The sequence below is a fragment of the Mesobacillus maritimus genome (genome assembly GCF_019749255.1).
In the GTDB taxonomy this organism is placed as follows: domain Bacteria; phylum Bacillota; class Bacilli; order Bacillales; family Cytobacillaceae; genus Mesobacillus_B; species Mesobacillus_B maritimus_A.
Genome location: NZ_JACWFH010000007.1, coordinates 159038 through 178122 on the forward strand (window position 1 = coordinate 159038; position 19085 = coordinate 178122).

The 19085-nt window shown below is 38.0% G+C and carries 18 protein-coding genes; 14 read left to right on the plus strand and 4 right to left on the minus strand.

Translation table 11 applies throughout. From position 1 onward, the window contains the following. Positions 1-291: 291 nt before the first annotated feature. Positions 292-2229, plus strand: a complete 1938-nt coding sequence (gene ltaS / locus H0185_RS04035; protein ID WP_221871427.1) for a lipoteichoic acid synthase — start codon at positions 292-294, stop codon at positions 2227-2229. 52 nt (positions 2230-2281) lie between these two features. Here the strand turns inward: ltaS and H0185_RS04040 are convergent, their stop codons facing one another. Next, positions 2282-2515: a YczF family membrane protein gene (locus H0185_RS04040; protein ID WP_485020620.1), complete on the minus strand. Its 234-nt coding sequence runs from the start codon at positions 2513-2515 to the stop codon at positions 2282-2284. 122 nt (positions 2516-2637) lie between these two features. Between H0185_RS04040 and H0185_RS04045 the strand changes: the two genes are divergently transcribed. The 5 genes from H0185_RS04045 (at position 2638) to H0185_RS04065 (ending at position 9537) form a co-directional block, all read left to right on the plus strand. Then, positions 2638-4272, plus strand: coding sequence for a spore germination protein (locus H0185_RS04045; protein ID WP_221871431.1), 1635 nt, complete (start codon positions 2638-2640; stop codon positions 4270-4272). Then, positions 4269-5477 carry a Ger(x)C family spore germination protein gene (locus H0185_RS04050; RefSeq protein ID WP_221871433.1) on the plus strand — a complete coding sequence of 403 codons (1209 nt, stop codon included), beginning with the start codon at positions 4269-4271 and terminating at the stop codon, positions 5475-5477. The genes H0185_RS04045 and H0185_RS04050 overlap by 4 nt, the downstream gene beginning before the upstream one ends. Positions 5478-5511: 34 nt before the next feature. Next, positions 5512-6654, plus strand: a complete 1143-nt coding sequence (locus tag H0185_RS04055) for a GerAB/ArcD/ProY family transporter (RefSeq protein ID WP_221871435.1) — start codon at positions 5512-5514, stop codon at positions 6652-6654. Between the two features lie 91 nt (positions 6655-6745). Then, positions 6746-8299 carry a DUF4145 domain-containing protein gene (locus H0185_RS04060; RefSeq protein WP_246628994.1) on the plus strand — a complete coding sequence of 518 codons (1554 nt, stop codon included), beginning with the start codon at positions 6746-6748 and terminating at the stop codon, positions 8297-8299. A 236-nt stretch (positions 8300-8535) separates the two neighbouring features. Further along, on the plus strand, positions 8536-9537 hold the full coding sequence (locus H0185_RS04065) for an LLM class flavin-dependent oxidoreductase (protein WP_221871437.1): 1002 nt from the start codon (positions 8536-8538) through the stop codon (positions 9535-9537). Positions 9538-9631: 94 nt separating this feature from the next. Here H0185_RS04065 and H0185_RS04070 read toward each other — a convergent pair whose 3' ends face one another. Further along, positions 9632-9979, minus strand: coding sequence for a LapA family protein (locus H0185_RS04070; protein ID WP_221871439.1), 348 nt, complete (start codon positions 9977-9979; stop codon positions 9632-9634). A 360-nt stretch (positions 9980-10339) separates the two neighbouring features. On the opposite strand from H0185_RS04070, the gene H0185_RS04075 reads away from it, so the two are divergent. The 4 genes from H0185_RS04075 to H0185_RS04095 all read left to right on the plus strand — a co-directional run bounded on the left by H0185_RS04075 (position 10340) and on the right by H0185_RS04095 (position 13325). Then, positions 10340-10696: a cupredoxin domain-containing protein gene (locus H0185_RS04075; RefSeq protein WP_221871441.1), complete on the plus strand. Its 357-nt coding sequence runs from the start codon at positions 10340-10342 to the stop codon at positions 10694-10696. 243 nt (positions 10697-10939) lie between these two features. Then, positions 10940-11560 (plus strand): histidine phosphatase family protein, encoded by a 621-nt coding sequence (locus H0185_RS04080; protein WP_221871443.1) that lies wholly within the window; start codon positions 10940-10942, stop codon positions 11558-11560. 132 nt (positions 11561-11692) lie between these two features. After that, on the plus strand, positions 11693-12148 hold the full coding sequence (locus H0185_RS04090) for a redoxin domain-containing protein (protein WP_281427575.1): 456 nt from the start codon (positions 11693-11695) through the stop codon (positions 12146-12148). 355 nt (positions 12149-12503) lie between these two features. Further along, on the plus strand, positions 12504-13325 hold the full coding sequence (locus H0185_RS04095; protein ID WP_221871448.1) for a DUF368 domain-containing protein: 822 nt from the start codon (positions 12504-12506) through the stop codon (positions 13323-13325). Between the two features lie 171 nt (positions 13326-13496). On the opposite strand, the gene H0185_RS04100 is transcribed toward H0185_RS04095, so the two are convergent. Beyond that, positions 13497-13955, minus strand: a complete 459-nt coding sequence (locus H0185_RS04100; protein WP_221871450.1) for an NUDIX hydrolase — start codon at positions 13953-13955, stop codon at positions 13497-13499. Between the two features lie 386 nt (positions 13956-14341). Here H0185_RS04100 and H0185_RS04105 point away from each other — a divergent pair, with 386 nt between their 5' ends. Then, positions 14342-15130, plus strand: coding sequence for a hydroxypyruvate isomerase family protein (locus H0185_RS04105; protein ID WP_221871452.1), 789 nt, complete (start codon positions 14342-14344; stop codon positions 15128-15130). Continuing rightward, complete coding sequence (locus H0185_RS04110) at positions 15127-16032, plus strand: NAD(P)-dependent oxidoreductase (protein WP_221871454.1); 906 nt, start codon at positions 15127-15129, stop codon at positions 16030-16032. The genes H0185_RS04105 and H0185_RS04110 overlap by 4 nt, the downstream gene beginning before the upstream one ends. A 97-nt stretch (positions 16033-16129) precedes the next feature. On the opposite strand, the gene H0185_RS04115 is transcribed toward H0185_RS04110, so the two are convergent. Then, positions 16130-16525: a secondary thiamine-phosphate synthase enzyme YjbQ gene (locus H0185_RS04115; protein WP_221871456.1), complete on the minus strand. Its 396-nt coding sequence runs from the start codon at positions 16523-16525 to the stop codon at positions 16130-16132. Positions 16526-16737: 212 nt separating this feature from the next. Between H0185_RS04115 and H0185_RS04120 the strand changes: the two genes are divergently transcribed. Together H0185_RS04120 and H0185_RS04125 are read left to right on the plus strand one after the other, a co-directional pair. Beyond that, complete coding sequence (locus H0185_RS04120) at positions 16738-17229, plus strand: acyl-CoA thioesterase (protein WP_221871457.1); 492 nt, start codon at positions 16738-16740, stop codon at positions 17227-17229. Between the two features lie 704 nt (positions 17230-17933). Further along, positions 17934-19073 carry a M20 family metallopeptidase gene (locus tag H0185_RS04125; RefSeq protein ID WP_221871459.1) on the plus strand — a complete coding sequence of 380 codons (1140 nt, stop codon included), beginning with the start codon at positions 17934-17936 and terminating at the stop codon, positions 19071-19073. The last annotated feature ends 12 nt before the right edge of the window (positions 19074-19085 follow it).

Sequence of the window (19085 nt, forward strand, 5' to 3'; positions counted from 1 at the left end):
TTTTTATAGTTGGTTTTGTTTGCTGGAAATGGTATTCTTTTTAACAATGAATAAGTTTTCGAGAAAAAGAAACTTTTTGTATATTAAAACGTCTAATATATAGTACAAGATTGATAGACTTTGTAATTTTTTGTTACTAAGTTTAGTTCAAGCTTTTTTCGTGTAATTGTATACATATGATTTGTATATGCTTTAGGGCATTTTTGAAGCAGTAAGTATTTTTACGGTAAGTGTAAGTGGAGTAGATTGCTCACCTTGCTAGTAAGAATGGTGGAAGAAAGAAGGGTATTTATGAAGGAATGGTTTGCGAAAGACAGGTTGTTAAATAGTTTTTTAGGGTTTTTCTTTATTGCTGTTTTTCTATTATGGATGAAAACTTACATCGTCCAGATTTCTCAGTTTCATTTAGGAATTGAAAATTCAATTCAGCAATTTTTGTTGTTTTTCAATCCATTAGGATCAAGTGTATTATTCTTAGGATTTGCGTTTTTCTTTAAAGAGAAGAAAAAGTATAAATGGTTAATGGTTCTGTACTTTTTAATGTCAGTTCTTCTATATGCAAATGTGTTATATTATCGTTTTTTTAACGATTTTATCACGCTTCCTACGTTAACGCAGACACAAAATTTTGGAGATGTTAGTAGCAGTATTGCTACGCTCTTAAAACCGTATGACCTCTTGTTTTTTGTGGATTGGTTTTTGCTAATGGGTCTCCTTGCTTCTAAAAAAATTCGATTAGAGGCTATAAACCTAACACGAAAGAAAGTTGCTAGCGTCTTTTTGTTGGGATTAGGGATTTCTTCGCTTAATCTTGCTATTGCCGAAGTAGACCGCCCTGAGCTATTAACAAGAGGATTTGATCGAAATTACATTGTTAAATATTTAGGAATGTACAACTACACCATTTATGATACGGTCCAAAGTACCAAAGCATCCGCTCAAAGGGTATTGGCAAAAAGTGATGATATTACAGAGGTTATTAACTATACAAAGTCTAATCAAGCTACCCCAAACCCAGAATATTTTGGTGTTGGAAAAGACATGAATGTGATTTATGTTCATATGGAATCAATTCAAAACTTTTTGATTGATTATGAACTTCATGGGGAAGAAGTAACTCCTTTCTTAAACTCCTTAACTAGAGAGGAGAATATGCTGTATTTTGATAACTTCTTCCATCAAACGGCACAAGGAAAAACTTCGGATGCTGAATTTATGATCTCAAATTCATTATATGGGTTGGCTCAAGGGTCTGCTTTTACAACAAAAGGGTTAAATACGTACCAGAGTGCACCAGCAATCCTAGGGCAACAAGGATATACTTCTGCTGTGTTCCATGGGAACAACGGGACCTTTTGGAACCGTGACGAAATCTATAAATCAATGGGATATGATCATTTTTTTGATTCTAGTTTTTATGATATGAATGAAGTAGATATGGCAGAATACGGATTGATGGATAAACCATTCTTTGAGCAGTCCATTCCTTACTTGGAATCCTTGCCTCAGCCGTTCTATGCAAAATTAATAACAGTTACACACCATTACCCATTCAAATTACCTGAAGAAGAAGCAACCATTGCACCTCACACTACAGGGAATAAAACAGTCGATAATTATTTTCAAACAGCTCGATATGCAGATGAGGCGTTAGAGCAATTCTTTGATTATTTGAAGGAATCAGGCTTATATGAGAATAGCATTATCATAATGTACGGGGACCATTACGGAATATCTAATAATCATAATAAGGCGATGGAGCAGGTAATTGGGAAAGAAATAACAGCTTTTGAAAGTGCTGGATTGCAGCGTACCCCGTTGCTTATCCATGTACCTGGCATCAAGGGCAAGGTCATTCATGAATATAGTGGCCAAATTGATCTACTTCCTACACTTCTGCATCTTCTCGGAATGGATACCAAAAAATACGTTCATTTTGGAACAGATTTATTATCAGAACAACATGATGATGTTATTCCTTTCCGTAACGGAGATTTTGTTAGTTCAAAGTATACGCTAGCAGATGGAAAGTTCTATGATACTACAACAGGAGAATTCATAGCTGAAGATCAAATAGAAGAAGCGAAAAAATATCAGGATATGGTGAAACGGAAACTAGACCTTTCTGATAAAGTTGTGAACGGAGACTTGCTCCGTTTTTACACCCCTAAGGGTTTCGAACCTGTTGATAGAGAAAGTTACAACTACCAAGATGAAGAACAGCAATAGCAAAAAAGTGAGTACCTGCGTAGGTACTCACTTTTTTCGTACTCAACGGATGTTAAGCTTGTTTCTTCTTTTGTTTCTTCATTAGAATATACTCGAACATAGACTTCCCAATATATATAATGATGAGCGAAAAAAATATGACAAATTCTACAGGTTCCATAACAGCTAATGGAGTAAAAGCATTTCGTAGGGATGTTCTCAGGTCAAACCCTATTAAAAGGTCAATCCCAAAAGAAAGTCCAATTAGAAACACTAAAATTAGTAAGGTACTGCCCCATATTTTCATTTCAATCACCTACCCTATGTTACCCCTATTTTAAAAAGGATATTCAGACATATGTGGTTTAGGAGGAATATTTAGGTATGGTTTAGGAAAAATTGTAAAAAACGGAAAGGTCCTGAATCAACATGCCTTCATTTTTTAAACTTAGCCAACGCAAAAAATTAAGGTCAAAAGTAAAAAAACAAAAAGAAGATCCAATGAAGGTGGATGAATTAACGGAACCTATTTATCCTTTATTGGAAGATCAATTGTCTTTTATCAAAAGAAAAACAGGTAACAGTGCAGATGTCGTAGTACGTAAAGCATCCTTCGATGAAAAACTCGGAATAAAAACAGCGGTTGTCTATGTAGAAGGAATCTCTAATAGTCAATCTATCAATGAATTTTTAATTCAGTCTATTATAATGAATCGCGAGTTACACCGAAAATCTCCAGAAAAAGATCCCTTTGATATATTAAAAGAAGAAATTGTCGCTTTGGGAGATGTCAAAATTCATCTTGATTGGGACGGAGTTTTTCAATCATTAATGTCGGGTGAAACCATCGTATTAGTTGATGGATGTTCCAAAGCCCTGAGTGCAAGTACAAGGGGTGGTGAACAAAGGTCAATCGAGGAGCCAGGAAGCCAGGTAACGGTTCGGGGTCCAAGAGATGGGTTCACGGAGTCAATAGGGACTAATATTTCATTGGTACGCCGAAGGATACAAAACCCAAATCTTTGGGTGGAGACAATGAAGATTGGAACAGTAACCAAAACAGACGTTTCCTTAGTTTACATTAAGGGGATTGCCAAAGAAGACATCGTTAATGAAGTTCGTAGTCGTTTAAAACGAATAGAAATAGACAGTATCCTTGAATCCGGGTACATTGAACAATTGATTGAAGATGAAAGCTTTACAACGTTTCCGACCTTTTATTATACAGAAAGGCCAGACATCGTTGCAGGGAATTTACTAGAAGGTCGTGTTTCTATCATGGTTAATGGAACACCCTTTGCTTTAATTGCACCAACTGTGTTTATTCAATTCTTTCAATCGGTTGAGGATTACTATAGTCGCGCATACCTTGCCACTTCGTTGCGTTTTTTGCGAATTTTAATTTTTTTTATTTCAATTATTGCTCCAGCAAGTTATATAGCAGGTACGACATTCCATCAAGAAATGATCCCAACCCAATTATTGATTGCGATTGCGGCTCAACGTGAAACTGTACCTTTTCCGGCATTTGTCGAAGCCCTGATTATGGAAGTTGCTTTTGAAATTCTTAGAGAGGCAGGAGTTCGAATGCCTAGAGCCGTTGGATCTGCCATTTCAATTGTGGGGGCACTTGTAATTGGTCAAGCAGCCGTTCAAGCGGGGATTGTGTCACCGGCCATGGTCATTATCGTAGCAATTACAGCGATTGCAAACTTTGCTACACCTTCATTCGCGGTTGCGATTTCAGCCAGAATTATTCGTTTTCTGTTCATGGTTGTGGCGGCTACATTTGGTTTTTATGGAATTATATTAGGCATTTTAGTTTTGGCGATTCATTTGACAAGTCTTCGCTCATTTGGCGTCCCTTATTTTGCACCGTTGGCCCCTCTAGTTCCTTCTGGCCTTGGGGATTCCGTCGTTCGGACACCTATGTGGGCATTGAAGAAGAGGCCATCGCTCATTGCAAACAAACAAAATCAAACGCGAATGGGGAAGAACCAGCATCCGAGGCCTAATAAAAGCCGTGGAATGGTTCCCCGTCATCCACAGGAGGATCAAGAATGAAACGTAACTATCTCATTCTTACTCTACACCTTATTTTATGTGTGCTCCTTTCTGGCTGCTGGAGCAAAAAAGAGCTGACAGATTTAGCGATTATCTCCGCTATGGGCCTAGACCTTAACGACAAAGGGGAGTATGTGTCCACCCTACAGGTCATCAATCCTTCAAATGTTGCAGGAGGTTTGCAGGGGGGGGGAGGGAGTAAAGGCCCCCCTGTTACTGTTTATACGGCAACGGGGAGCAATATCATTGAAGTTAATCAAGTAGCATCAACAAAATTACCAAGAAGACGTTATTATGCTCACACAAATCTTCTAGTAATAGGAGAAGAGCTAGCTAGAAAAGAAGGAATTGATAACATCCTAGATGCTTTTGAACGCAACCCGGAATTTCGGATGACAGCTGTCATTATTATTGCACAGGGTGCAAAAGCTTCAGATTTATTGAAAGTCATGACCCCAGTTGATAAGATTCCCGCTAATAAAATCATAAAAAATTTAAAGTTTACTGAAGAGCAATGGGGCGAGTTTTTTACCATAAATCTACAAAATGCCATAAAAGATTTAACCACTACAGGTAAATCAACGGTTATTACAGGGTTTTCTGTATCAGGTTCACCGGAACAAGGAAAAAAGCTAGAAAACATTCAAGATAGTGACCCAGAGACAACTATAGGCGCAACTGGCCTTGGAATTTTTAAAGAAGGAAAACTAATCAATTGGTTCGAAGGCAAAACAGCTAGAGGGACTGGATGGATTCTCCATAAGGTAAAAAATACAGGAATTAGTTTCAGTTGGATGGATAAAGAGGATGCTGTTGTATATCAAATTATTCGTGAACAAACCAATAGTATTCCGAAGATAAAAAAGGGGAAACCACATATTACGATTGAAGTCAAAGCAGAAGGCAATATTATGGAGTTAAGGATGCCAGCCGATTTAATGGACCCACTTGTACTCTTGAAAATGGAAAAAGAAATAGAAAAAACAATAAAAGATGAACTTTTATTAGCTGTAGAGGAGGCAAAAAAGAATAAGACAGATATCTTTGGATTTGGTGAAGCATTTCACCAATCATACCCAAAAGACTGGGAGAAGCTGAAGGAGGGGTGGCATGATGTACATTTTCCTGAACTAGCTGTAGATGTGAAGGTAGACGCGTATATTCGCCGAACCGGCTTACGAAACAATGCGAATGAGTTGCAATAGGAAGATGATTGCTCAAGAAGGATGTTGAAGAAATATGGAAAAGGCAAAAATTGGTGCTTATCAGCTCTTTGTCCTAATATTATTGTTTGAACTTGGTAGTGCGGTTTTAGTACCAATTGCAATTGAAGCAAAACGAGATGCCTGGCTTGCCATCCTTCTTGGGATGGTAGGTGGGATTCTTTTGTTTTTTGTATATTATCGGTTATATCGTTTTTACCCAAAGCTCGTTCTAACAGAATATATAGAAAAGCTTGTTGGGAAAATCCTAGGGAAAATTCTATCCTTTTGCTATATCCTTTTCTTTGCCTATAGTGCAGCTAGGGTACTTCGTGATTTTGGCGAAATGCTGCTTACTTATGCTTATGTAAATACCCCTTTGTTCATCGTCAATACCTTATTAATTTTGGTGATTATTTATGCCATCCAAAAGGGGATTGAGGTATTAGCCAGAACAGGAGAGCTTTTTTTTATCCTTTTATACCTCCTAGCAATCACCGGATTTTTATTATTGATTTTTTCAGGTCTTTTTGATCTTAAACAATTAAAACCTTTTTTGGAGGATGGGTGGGGATTAGTCTTAAAAGTAGTTGCCAGCCAAACCTTATATGTCCCTTTTGGGGAGGCAATAGTGTTTGCGATGATCTTTCCATACTTAAAAGATAGTAAAAAGATAAAAATTGCTGGGGTTTGCGGAATTCTGTTAAGCGGAATTAATTTAGCTTTGGTTATGGCAATTAATATTAGTGTACTTGGGATTGATTTAGCGTCACGTTCACAGTTTCCATTATTATCGACAGTTCAAAGCATTCAAATTGCTGAATTTCTAGAACGTCTGGATGTCTTTTTTATGGTTTCGATGGTCATTGGAATCTTTTTTAAAGTAAGTCTATACTTTTATGCGGCTGTATCAGCGACAACCATATTATTTAAAATCAAGGAACCATCCAAACTGGTTTATCCCATGGGGCTTGCCATCCTTTTTATGTCAATTACGATTGCAAATAGCTACTCAGAACACATAAAGGAAGGACTTATTGTAACGACGAGGTTTTTGCACCCATTCTTCTTGGTGGTTATCCCGGTCATTCTGTTGGGGATCGCATATTTTAAAAATTGGGGTAGGAAACGGAAGTCACAAAATGGAGCTAAAAATGCGAGTATGAGCCAAAAAGGATAGTTGTAACTAGCTGTTCATTTTTTTACTCATTTTCCGGCGACCAAGGGAATTATGATAAAATGACTTTATATCATAATCGGAGGAAAAATAAATGGATAGAGAGTCATCATTCTTTTATAGTTTTTTAGAACCCATTTCGAAAGAACTTGCTCTGTTAGCAAAAGAATTAGAAAATAGTATTTTTACAAGTCCAAGGACGATGTTAACACATTCTCGTGTCTTTATTGAAAATATTTTAGAACAGGTGATCATGAAGGAACAATTGCCTGATGAACCTCGAACAAGCTTAAAAGAGCGGCTGGATTGGTTAAATGAAAAAGGATATTTAATACCCGATATTCGTGATGCATTTCATAAAGTAAGAAGGATTGGCAACCAGGCAGCTCACGATGCTAGGAGGTTCCGCTATTCAGAAGCACTGTTATCTTGGGAAGCTTTGTATGAGATTGTCAAGTGGTATGTTGAAGTATATGGGCCAGTTGAAGTGATTGTTCCTGATTATCAAGATCCAGCTCCACAAATGGAACACGGATATGATATGGGAGAGCTTGAAGTAAGACTAAAGTCACTCGAGGAATTATTAAAAGTCCCCCTTCAACAGACTAGCGGGACACAAGAATTCGAAGAGGTTGCAGTGACGGTGGAGGCACTGTCTATGATTGAAACAAAGGAAATCCCAGGGTTTACTTCGGTTCGTACGCTGAGTTTTCGAGGTCAAATGCTTGATGTTCCTTATTTTTTGCGCGATACTTTCCTCTTACCTCAGCGATTTGATAAATCCGAAACCTACTTGATTCGGTTAGGAGCTGAGCAGCAAGCGCGAATTATGAGTGAGTTGCCTAAGAATTTAGAGGGTCTGCATAAATTTGTCAAAAGGTATAGTGAAAAAAATACAGAGATCTTTTTTAAAGAGTTGAAAACGTTCATTGAAGAGGAAAAAGCGCGTAGACAGCTTACTATTAACACCCCCGGAGAATTGTTTTTCTTCTATAAAGACAAGCACATCATTGTAACGGAAGAACTCTCTAAGGTTCCACTCACTTCAAAAGAATTTACCGGTATCCCTAGTCTGCTACGTCAATTGAACGCTAATCAAGTTGAAGTTGTAGGGCAACTTCCGAAAGAATTGGTGGTTCTTGCAAAGTATGAAAATGTAGGCGTAGGAACTGTAGAAAAGCTCTTTGAGCAATTAAAGAACAAGGTTGAAACAACTCAAGTAATTAGCAATCGAGAGGAGATAACTCAAGAAACCCATAGGGCAAATAAAAAGTGGGAATCTCTCTTTTTAAATGTAAAGCATAACGACGGGATTACGGTCATCCGTGGTGAGAGTGTCCCTGCCATCTGGAAAGAGGCGTTAACGTGGATTGAAGCTCAAAATCTACATCTCCACGAATTCGTGAAAGAGGGAATTATTCTTGGTTCAACGGATAACGGAAACCGTTATGCAATCGCTTTAAATCCAGTCCATAAAAATAACCGTAGTTTTGCACAAATGCATACCTATAAATCTAGTTTAACTGGAGATATCTATTATCTTGAAACCAAAATCAATCCTCGCTCAGGCTTAGAGACACTAAGAAAAATCTTCGGCATGCTCGGAGTGCAAGTGAGCATTCCGTTGTTAGATGAACTGTCTGAATGATTCTTCGTTCGAACCGGAAAAATAAGATAAAAAAAAAACAGACTTTGCTCACACTTGGGAAGTTTTGTAAAATATATTTTAAATATCTTTGGAATATAAGTAACGTTTGTCACCACAAGGGGAGGCTGGAGTGAAAATTTTACCAGCCTCTTTTCCATGGTTAAGCATTAAAGTTTGTTTCGCTTATAGCAATTGTTATGATAGTACATGACTTTATATAGAAAGGACTTTTTTCATTGGCAAATATTCAGATACCTGTTTCTGTTTTAAATTTAGCTCCTATCCGCGAAGGCCAAGGTCCGAAAGATGCAATCGATGCAATGGTGGACCTTGCACAGGCTACGGAAAAAATGGGGTATAAACGATATTGGATAGCAGAACATCATAACACTCCAACATTGGTAAGTTCGGCGACCTCCATTTTAATTAAACATACTTTAGAACACACTGAATCCATTCGTGTTGGTTCGGGAGGAGTGATGCTTCCAAATCACTCACCGCTAGTTGTTGCTGAACAGTTTGGGACAATGGCAACGATTTACCCGAACCGGTTGGACCTTGGTCTTGGCCGTGCACCTGGAACAGATATGATGACAGCCAGTGCATTGAGACGATCTCAGAATGATTCAGTTTATACTTTTCCAGATGATGTTCAATCATTACTCACCTATTTTGGGACAGAAGATCAGCAGGATTATGTCAAAGCATATCCTGGAGTTGGTACAAATGTTCCACTTTATATCCTTGGTTCTTCTACTGATTCTGCGTATTTAGCAGCTAGCCTGGGCTTGCCATATGTGTTTGCTTCTCATTTTGCGCCTAAATATATGGATCAAGCGATTTCGATTTATCGGAGCCGATTTAAGCCTTCAGCGTACTTGGATCAACCGTATATGATTGTCTGCTTGAATGTAATTGCGGCAGAGAGTGATCAAGAAGCTAAATTACAATCCACTACGATGCAACAGTTTTTCCTTAATGTTGTCCGTGGTTCGCAAATGTTCCTCCAACCACCTGTTGAAAATATGGATTCAGTTTGGAACCCAATGGAAAAAGAAATGGCAACTTCAATGTCAAGTGTCACCTTAATGGGAAGCAAAGAAACGGTCACTGAACAATTAATCGGATTCCAAGAAAATTACAATGTTGATGAACTCATGGCTGTGTCGTATATATACGATCAAGACAAGCAAAAACAATCTTATCAAATCCTTAAAGATATTGTTGATGGAAGGTAAGTGGATGGTGATATGCATCCTTTAAGTTTTAATATAGAAAGGGAAGCCATTGAGTTTATGGCTTCCCTTTTTGTATTCTATAAAATTCATTCAATTAACTTGATTCGGGTTGGTCTTGTGAGTTGGCATTATTCTGTGATAACGCTTCATTCTTCTCTGATAAACTGGATTTTTGTTCTAATTCCTCAATTTTTTCTTCAAGGTGAATCTTCTCTTTGGAAAGTTGCTTCACTTTACGCTGCAACATAAAATTTCGGAAAAGGCCAATGGAGCCTACGATTAGTCCGCCTAATAAAGCAGAACCAAGGACAATTAAGATAAGTGGCAGATAAGCAGTGCCAAATACGTAATCCACTTTTACGGATTCCACGTTTACAACAGCAAATACTGCTACAATTAGCGCAAAGATTAACGCTAATATTAAATTCCATTGTACTTTCAAGTAGCTCTCCTCCGTTTCTCTTCAATAATCTAATGAAAGTATTCCTTAGATTCAAACTCCCTAAAGGATCATTCTAAAGAATTCTTTCTATCTAAGTAACTTCATTCATAAAACTACATAGTAATATTTCTCCTTTATATTTCCACAATAGGATTGAAACAAACATATTCCGACTTAAAATCCATCATTTCTACATAATCATGACCATAGCGAGATATAGTTTGTTACGAAAAAGTGTCAAACAGTGATATTTCTCACTACGTAGTAGACAATTAATTTTTAAAATATAGATATAAATCAAAATTAGAAAGGAACTGAAGAAAGTAGTTCTCTAATTATGATAAAAGGGAGTGGTATAATATGAAAAAGTTTTTATTGTCGTCATTCATTATCGTAGCCATTTTAGCACTTGGAGCTTGTGGCGGACAGGAAACTAGCGGAAGTGAAAGTAATGGCGGGACCGAAAGTACTTTGGACTTGAATGCGAAAAACTGGGAATTTGATAAGGAAACATACACTGTACCTGCCGGGAAGATAACGTTCAATCTAAAAAACTCAGAAGGCTATCACGGAATTGAGATTGAAGGAACTGATGTAAAAATTGATGGGGAAGGTTCTGCAACAGCTACCCTTGAACCAGGAGAGTATACAGTAAAATGTAATATCCAATGTGGTACAGGACATGAAGAGATGACAGCAAAGATTGTCGTAGAATGAGCCACAAATATGTAAAAGCGAAGTAGACACCAGGATTCTTGGTGTCTCTTTTTTGTGATTGAATAAGTGGTCAAGTTACCTGTGTGTTTATTCAGAATATTAATATAATTACTTTACCAATAGATAAATCCTTGTTAAAGTATAGAAAAGGAAGAGCATAGAAATAGATTTGACACTGGTATTTAGGTGTCCATTAGTTATTTGTTATTTACATTCTATATTAAATAAGGAGTGGAGGAAAAATTGAATATTTACGTAATCCGGCATGGGGAGTCTGAACACAATGTAGATCGGACTGTTATGGCACACACCCATGATTCTAATCATCGTTTGACCCCACTTGGCCAGAGGCAAGTAGAGAAAACCGGAGAGTTTATGAAAACCATGGTGAATGAAAGCACCGTTTTATATACCTCCCCCTATTTAAGGACAAAACAAACGGCGAAGGCGATCTACTCCCAATTACCAGGGCAGGTTCCCTTTTATGAAAGTCCTCTAATTAGAGAATGGGAACTAGGGAATCTGTATGATTTTACGGACCGTAGCCCCCAAGCGAAGAAAGAATTTAAAGCTGCAGGTCAGTTTTATTTTCGTTATCAAAATGGGGAGTCATTGGCGGATGTATATTTGAGGGCAACCATGTTTATGAATACCGTTGTCGATCGAGCGAAAAAACAACAACGCTATGAAAACATAATTATTGTTACACACGCTGCTTTTATCCAGATGTTACTTGCATTTCTCATGAACTGGCCAGTAGACGATTTAGCAGGGTTTAAACCGATTGAGAATGCGTCGGTTATTAAAGTGAATGAGGTTGATGGCGATTATCAGTATGAGAAAATCTTTGTTCCCAATGTGTAATAATGCATTCGTTTAGCTTCGGGCTGATGTATTTTTTCATTCATGGGCTACTAAAAGGAAGTTTAGGGGAGAATACCAAAAAGGAATTCATTTCTTATTCTATCTAGAGGAGGGTTCATCTTGGAAAATTTTTTGAAGATTGGCGACCACGCCCCTGACTTTTCCTTACCAGCGACGAAACAAGAACAGATTACTTTGGCTGATTATCGTGGGAAATTAAATATTGTCGTTGCCTTTTATGGGATGGATTTTACACCAGGCTGAATTAAAGAAATTGCCTCTTGGAAAGAGGATTACAAACGCTTTGACAATTTGGATGCTGATGTGCTAGCGATTAGTGCAGATCACATTCATTCGCATCGGGTTTTTGAGGCGAGTATGGGGACACTTCCTTATCCGCTTTTGTCAGATTGGCATAAAGAAGCAATAACCAAGTACCTTGTTTATAATGAAAAAGGCGGTACTGCGATTCGCTCTGTATTTGTGGTGAACAGGGAAGGAATCATCACATACATAAACACCTCATTTAAAGCAGATAAAAAAGAAGACTACGAAGCAGTGTTTCAGGAGCTAGAAAAGTTAAACTAGTGTAAATGAAAATTCCACATAGTTGTGGAATTTTTTTATGGTAATTTGAGTTACATAAGGGGAAATGTCATGACTAAATGAACAAAAGTTGAAACAGGATATACCGCTAGACTTGAACGTCAGTTACATCAACCTGTCGAAAAGATGTGGTCCTTTTTAAAAGAGAAAAAGAGCATATGAAGAATACATAAAAGCGGTAGAACAGTTATAAACTGTTTTGTTTTTAGATTATCTTTCATGTTTAATATATATCTAGTTTGCTGCAAATTATGGTAAAATACAAAAGTCGGTCATATAACAAAAAATACATTGAAAATTTACTATCGTTAAAGGGTAAACAGAAAGGAATGAAAGTGTGTTTGAATGGAAGAATCTCTTTAAAGGGATGATGATGGGGGCTAGTGACGTTGTTCCAGGTGTAAGTGGAGGAACTGTCGCCTTATTAGTAGGAATTTATGAAAGATTAATTGCAGCAATTAACGGTCTGACAACAAAGGACTGGAAAAAACATGTTATATTCTTGATTCCAGTAGGATTAGGAATGGGAATTTCAATTCTAACTTTAAGTCATCTAATCAGTTGGCTACTTGAAGTATTTCCTGTGCCTACCTTCTTCTTTTTTCTTGGACTAGTCTTTGCGGTTATTCCGCTATTGTTACGGGAGGCGGAATATAAGCAAACATTTAAAGTTGGTCATTACCTGCTTCTCGCCTTAGCAGCGGTAGCTGTTGCGTTGACTGGATTAGTAGGTCAGGACCAAGGAGCGGTGATGGGTTCACTTTCATGGTATGATTACATCTTTCTCTTTTTGGCAGGATGGTTAGCTAGTTCGGCAATGATACTGCCGGGCATTAGTGGCTCTTTGGTGCTGCTTCTTTTAGGGGCTTATGAAACCGTGATTGAGTCAATAAAAACCTTGAACCTTCCGATCATCATTGTTGTGGGACTTGGAATTGTGATTGGTCTCTTATTAACAAGTAAGCTAATCCAATATGTATTTCAGCATTATCGTGTTGCAACTTATGCAATTATAGTCGGTTTTGTTGCTGGCTCCATATTTGTGATCTATCCAGGCTGGCCTGAGGATATCCTTCTGTTGGTCATCAGTTTCCTGTGCTTTGTCATTGGATTTTTCCTTGCTTTTCTTCTTGGTAAAGCTGGAGAAAATGAAGGCTAGTTTTATGCAAAACTCTACGTTTGCAAGCATAAAGGTCAGAAATTGGTCTATAAAAGAAACACAGTTTTGAGAATAGAGCCATAGTAAAGGGGTGTGCACTGACAAACGTCGGTGCACCCTTTTTTTAATATTGAAAATATCCTTCTACCTCAAACCTGGTTTGTAGCTAAGTTACTTGATGATGATATGTTGAGTACTAGGAGGAAGCTCTTTTAAAGAAGTCTTTAAAAACTCAGGATAGAGAGTGATTTCATCAAGCTGATCTATAGGGATCCATTGATAAAGAAGACCATCCCCTTCAAGGCAAGAGAAGGCTTCATCATGATTCATTATTTTTTCAGATGAAACAAGGTAATAGAATCCTATTTCATGGAATTTAGCCTCATTATATGTAAAAAAGTTTTCTGTCACCCACAGTAGATATACTATCTCAACAGCGACCCCGAGCTCTTCCATGAGTTCTCTCTTCACCCCAGAAGCTGATTCCTCAAGCACTTTCACTCTGCCTCCAGGAAGCGCCCAATGATCATCGTTCATTTGTTTGTGAAGAAGTACATGATTATTTTCAATCATCACCCCAGCCACTCGAAAATTAAATACACCAGTGTCTACCTTAAAAACAGCATCCATCTTTCTCCTCCTATCCCTCTTCTACAATAAGCATACAAGTTTAATCGTACCATGTTTCAATGAATACGTGTCTAAAATATGGGGGTGGAACAACAGAGCTATTTGTAAAAAATATGGACAAACCTATGTCAGTTGGCAATTGTAGATACAATGCTCATTGTGGTTGATACAGTCACGCATATCAGGTGTTTGAGAATGTAGGAAAGTAGGGGATATGTTGATAAGCTGTCAGAGCAACGAGAGCAGCCAACATATTAGTATGGTATTGCAATCTATATAGGGAGCAAATCCTAGCTAATTGATTTTAATCATTAAATTAAAAGGAAAACCTCCTTTTTAGTCGAATCTTATCTTAGCCGTAATTCTTTTTTCAGTAGGAGGTACAAATGAATCAGTTTGCTGTCAATCTTTCTACAATATTTACTGAAGTTCCTTTCATGGAACGCTTTAAGAAAGCGCGTGAATGTGGGTTTTCTATTGTGGAATGCCAATTTCCGTATGAATATTCAAAGGATGAGATTTTAAAAGAGTTAGAACAGAATCACTTGAAGATGGTCTTACATAATTTACCTCCTGGAGATTGGGAGAAGGGGGATCGTGGACTTGCAGCGGATCCAAGAAGACTAGAGGAGTTTCATCAGTCTGTTGATGCTGCTATTCAATATGCAAAAGCTTTAAATGTTACTAAAGTTCATTGTATGGCCGGAATCGTACATATGGTTGAGTCTGAATTAGCACGTAAAACGTTCATGACAAACATTCACTATGCTGCTACTCAACTAGGAAAGCACGGAATCACTCTATTAATCGAACCAATAAATTCCTTTGACATTCCAGGCTATTTTTTAAATGATCTTCAACTTGCAGTTGAGATTCTCCATGAGATTAATCTCGCAAATGTTAAACTGCAATTTGACTTTTACCATATTCAAAGAATACACGGGGACCCACTATCATTGTTTAAAAAACATAAAGACAGTATTGCTCATGTACAAATAGCCGATGTACCAGGACGGCATGAACCTGGGACAGGAGAAATCAATTATCGAACTATATTGGATCATTTAGGAGAGTGCTATCAGGGAGATATTGGTTTAGAATATCTGCCATTAACCAAAAGCGAGGATAGTTTTGAGTGGATAAAAATGAAAGACAGAGGAGGGAGTATGAGATGAAAATCGGTTTTATCGGCACAGGTGTAATGGGATCGCGCATGGTAAAACGTTTACTCGACCAGAACTATGAGGTATATGTTTATACACGGTCAAAGGAGAAAGCAAGACCACTGCAAGAAATGGGTGCTGATTATGTAGGTTCCATTCCTGAGCTCGCAAAGGTATGTGATCTATTATGTACTTGTTTATCGATGCCAACCGACGTAGTAGAGGTTTATTGTGGCCCCAATGGGATTGTTGAAAATGCCCGCCACGGCACGATTTGCCTTGATTTTACAACCGTTGGGGCAGATACAAGCAAATCTATTTTCGAAATCGCGACGAAAAAAGGAATCAGCTATCTCGACTCACCTGTAAGTGGTGGACCTGAAGGGGTAGAAAACGGGTCCTTAACGATTATGGTTGGAGGAGAGAAACTTGTATTTGAGAAGGTGTTACCTATTCTTAAAGTGATTGGTGGGAAAGTAGAATTTTTAGGTCCAGCTGGTTCTGGAAGCATTGCCAAGCTCATCAATCAGTATCTCGTTGCTGTACACTCACTTGCCGCATCCGAGGCCATGGTGGCGGGTGCAGCATATGGACTAGATTCAGAGCAACTTTTTAATTTGTTAAAAGTCAGCTATGGTGACAGCAAAATACTGCGGAGGCATATGGATGAATATGTGCTTGATCGTCAATTTGAACCAGGTGGAGCAATTAAATATGTTCATAAAGATGTTCGGTTAGCCAATCAGTTATTTGAGGAAGCTGGTATGAAGGAGATTACAGGGCAACTCGCACAACGGGCTTTCCAACAAGCGGAAGAAAATGGGTTACAAGACTTAGATATGTCAGCTGTAATTTTACCAATAGAAAATGCAAGCGATGTTGTTGTGAAGAAAATAAACAAAGATACCTTATAAAATAAACCGCTCATTACGAGCGGTTTTTTACACCCCATTTAGTCTATTAGGCACATCCTATTGTCCTTAATGTTCATGGGTAGTATGTACATCTTTTCTATAATATTTTTACATAAAAAGTACGAGTTCTTGGGCCATCAAATTCACAAAAATATACCCCCTGCCATGTTCCAAGGAGAAGTTTTCCGTTTGTGACAATAATGTGCTGAGAAGGTCCGACTGTACTTGCTTTCATATGTGCAGCTGTATTTCCTTCCAGATGGCGGTCTAAACGGTGATGCCATGGATACGTTTCATCAAAGCGACGAATCATATCCCGCTTCACATCTGGGTCGGCGTTTTCGTTAATCGTAATACCTGCAGTGGTGTGTGGACAATAAACGATGACTGCTCCTTCGTTAAGGTTGTTTTGACTGACAAATTCTTGTACCTGAGAAGTCACCTCAACCATCTCATCACGACTGCTTGTTTGAATCGTAAACCTTTTTAGCATTATTCAACATCCTTTCAACGATCATTAGTCCTAATTTTAATGAATTAAGAAAAATAGATAAAGAAAATAAATCTGGATTAGGAAAATAATGTTTTGTTGTATCCTACATATTTAAGTAAAATAAATAAGTATGTGACTAGAGAGTTGAAGTGAGGATAGTATAAAAGATGTAGCATACATACTGAAATAGATTTATGGAGGTTTACTTACTTATGGATTTAGCTTACCCTGTTGAACGTTCAAAAACTACGCAAACACGTTTGGTACTTCCACCGGATACCAATCATTTACAAACCATTTTCGGTGGGAAAGTTCTTTCGTATATTGATGAAATTGCCGCACTAACCGCAATGAAGCATTGTAACCATGCGGTGGTAACCGCATCGATTGATTCTGTGGATTTCTTATCCTCGGCAACAGTTGGAGATGCGCTTTATTTGGAGGCTTTCGTTGCTTCCACCGGAAGGACCTCGATGGAGATTTACGTAAAGGTTCACTCGAATAATCTCCTAACCGGTGAAGAAAAATTAACAACTGAATCTTTCCTAACGATGGTAGCGGTGGATGAATACGGGAAGCCAGTACCTGTCCCGAAAATTATTCCAAGTTCAGAGGAAGAAAAGCGTCTTTTTGAAACTGCTGCTGCACGGAAAGAAAATCGAAAAAATCGAGGATTAATTGGGAGAGATAAATCTAAAAAATAAAAAGGAAGATCATTAAATTAGGAAAATTCTAGAAGTTGTTCTATTCTAATGAACTCAATCTTTTTAACAAATGAACATTTATCAATGTTTTGGATAATCCCCGTCAGTTCACAGTTTTTCGTGTCAGTGAGCTTTTGGCGATTATCCCTTTTTTATGTATAAAATGAACATGGAGGGTTCCTACTATCAACCATTCACATCACGTAAAAAGCATCTTCATGTAATTAGCGGTTGCTTGAAGCTATGAAAAGGGATGTAGAAGTGGAGATTCATGGTATACGAAAGTTTACTGTTCAAAATTATTAAGACAACACAACAAAAACCTACGCCAATTATAGAAGTAGCTCCAAAGTACATTAAAGGAACCTTACCCTCATTAGTCATCCATAGTCAGCATCTTTCGTTGCCAAATAATTTTTGCCTAAGAGGAGCTATCAACAAATTTTATAGTTTTTCAAAGATAACTAGATTTTTATCTCCATCGTTAAGGAAAACATTAGTTACTTTATCCACAACCAAATGCACTTATTCCTGATTTTAATGTATAATGATAGTATTAACCGTGCGATGATACAGTCCGGAGAAGGAACATCGTTTAAACGTTTTGAAACTATACTCGGTAACGGACATAAAAGGTCTTTAACGGTTATTGTTAAAGACCTTTTTTAATGAAAACAATTAAATAAAGTCTAGGAGATTGGAAAATGGAAGAATTTATTAACCAGAAAAAGGCAGAGATGCTTGAATTAATTGAGCAACTTGTCAATATAGATAGCGGGTCTTATGTAAAAAAAGGAGTGGATCAGATAGGGTCGATTTTGAATCGGAAATATGAAGAGCTTGGTTTCGTTGTTGAAGTGAACCAAGAAGAAGAGTATGGAAATAACTTAGTCATTCGTCATAAAAACAGCATTGAACCGAAAATTATCCTGCTTGCACATATGGATACTGTTTTTCCAGAGGGTACAGTGGCCGAGCGCCCTTTCCGAATTGAAGGGAAGCGTGCCTATGGACCGGGAGTGGTGGATATGAAGTCAAGCCTGGTTGAACTTTTATATGCAATAAAGGCTTTACTGCATTCAGGTTCTAACAGTGGAGAAAATATCGAGATTATTTTAAATGGAGATGAAGAAATCGGCTCTCCATCTTCCCGTGCATTGATTGAGGAGCGAGCGGAGGGGAAGGAATATGCACTTGTGATGGAACCGGCACGAAAAGATGGTTCTCTGGTTATGGCAAGACGTGGGGGCGGAAGATATACCTTAATGGTGGAAGGAAAGGCAGCTCATTCTGGAATTGAACCTGAGAAAGGGCGAAGTGCAATCGAAGAGCTTGCATATAAAATTATTCAATTACATGATTTGACCGATCACGAAAAAGGAATGAGTGTGAATGTCGGACTAATTGAAGGAGGTACGGCAGTCAATACCGTATCCGATAGTGCTGTCGCACATGTTGATGTACGTATTTCTGAAATGGAGCAAGGAGAATATTTGGAAGAGAAAATGAAAGAAATTTGTGCTACTACAGATGTTCCGGGGACAAATGTGGTATTAGAAGGTGAAATTGGACGGCCACCGATGGAACATAACGCTCAAACAAAATCCTTGCTCCATATTATCAAGGATGTCGGGGAGGAAATCGGAGTGAAAATTTCGGGCACTGCCACTGGTGGTGGTGGCGATGCTTCCTTTACTGCTGCAACAGGTGTAGCCACTGTAGATGGCTTAGGTCCTGTGGGTGGGAATGCACATAGCGACAAGGAATACTTGGAAATCGACACTCTCCCTGAGCGGACTTTATTATTGGCGATGACAATTGACAGGCTTTCTGGCAAAGAATAAAAATAAATATTG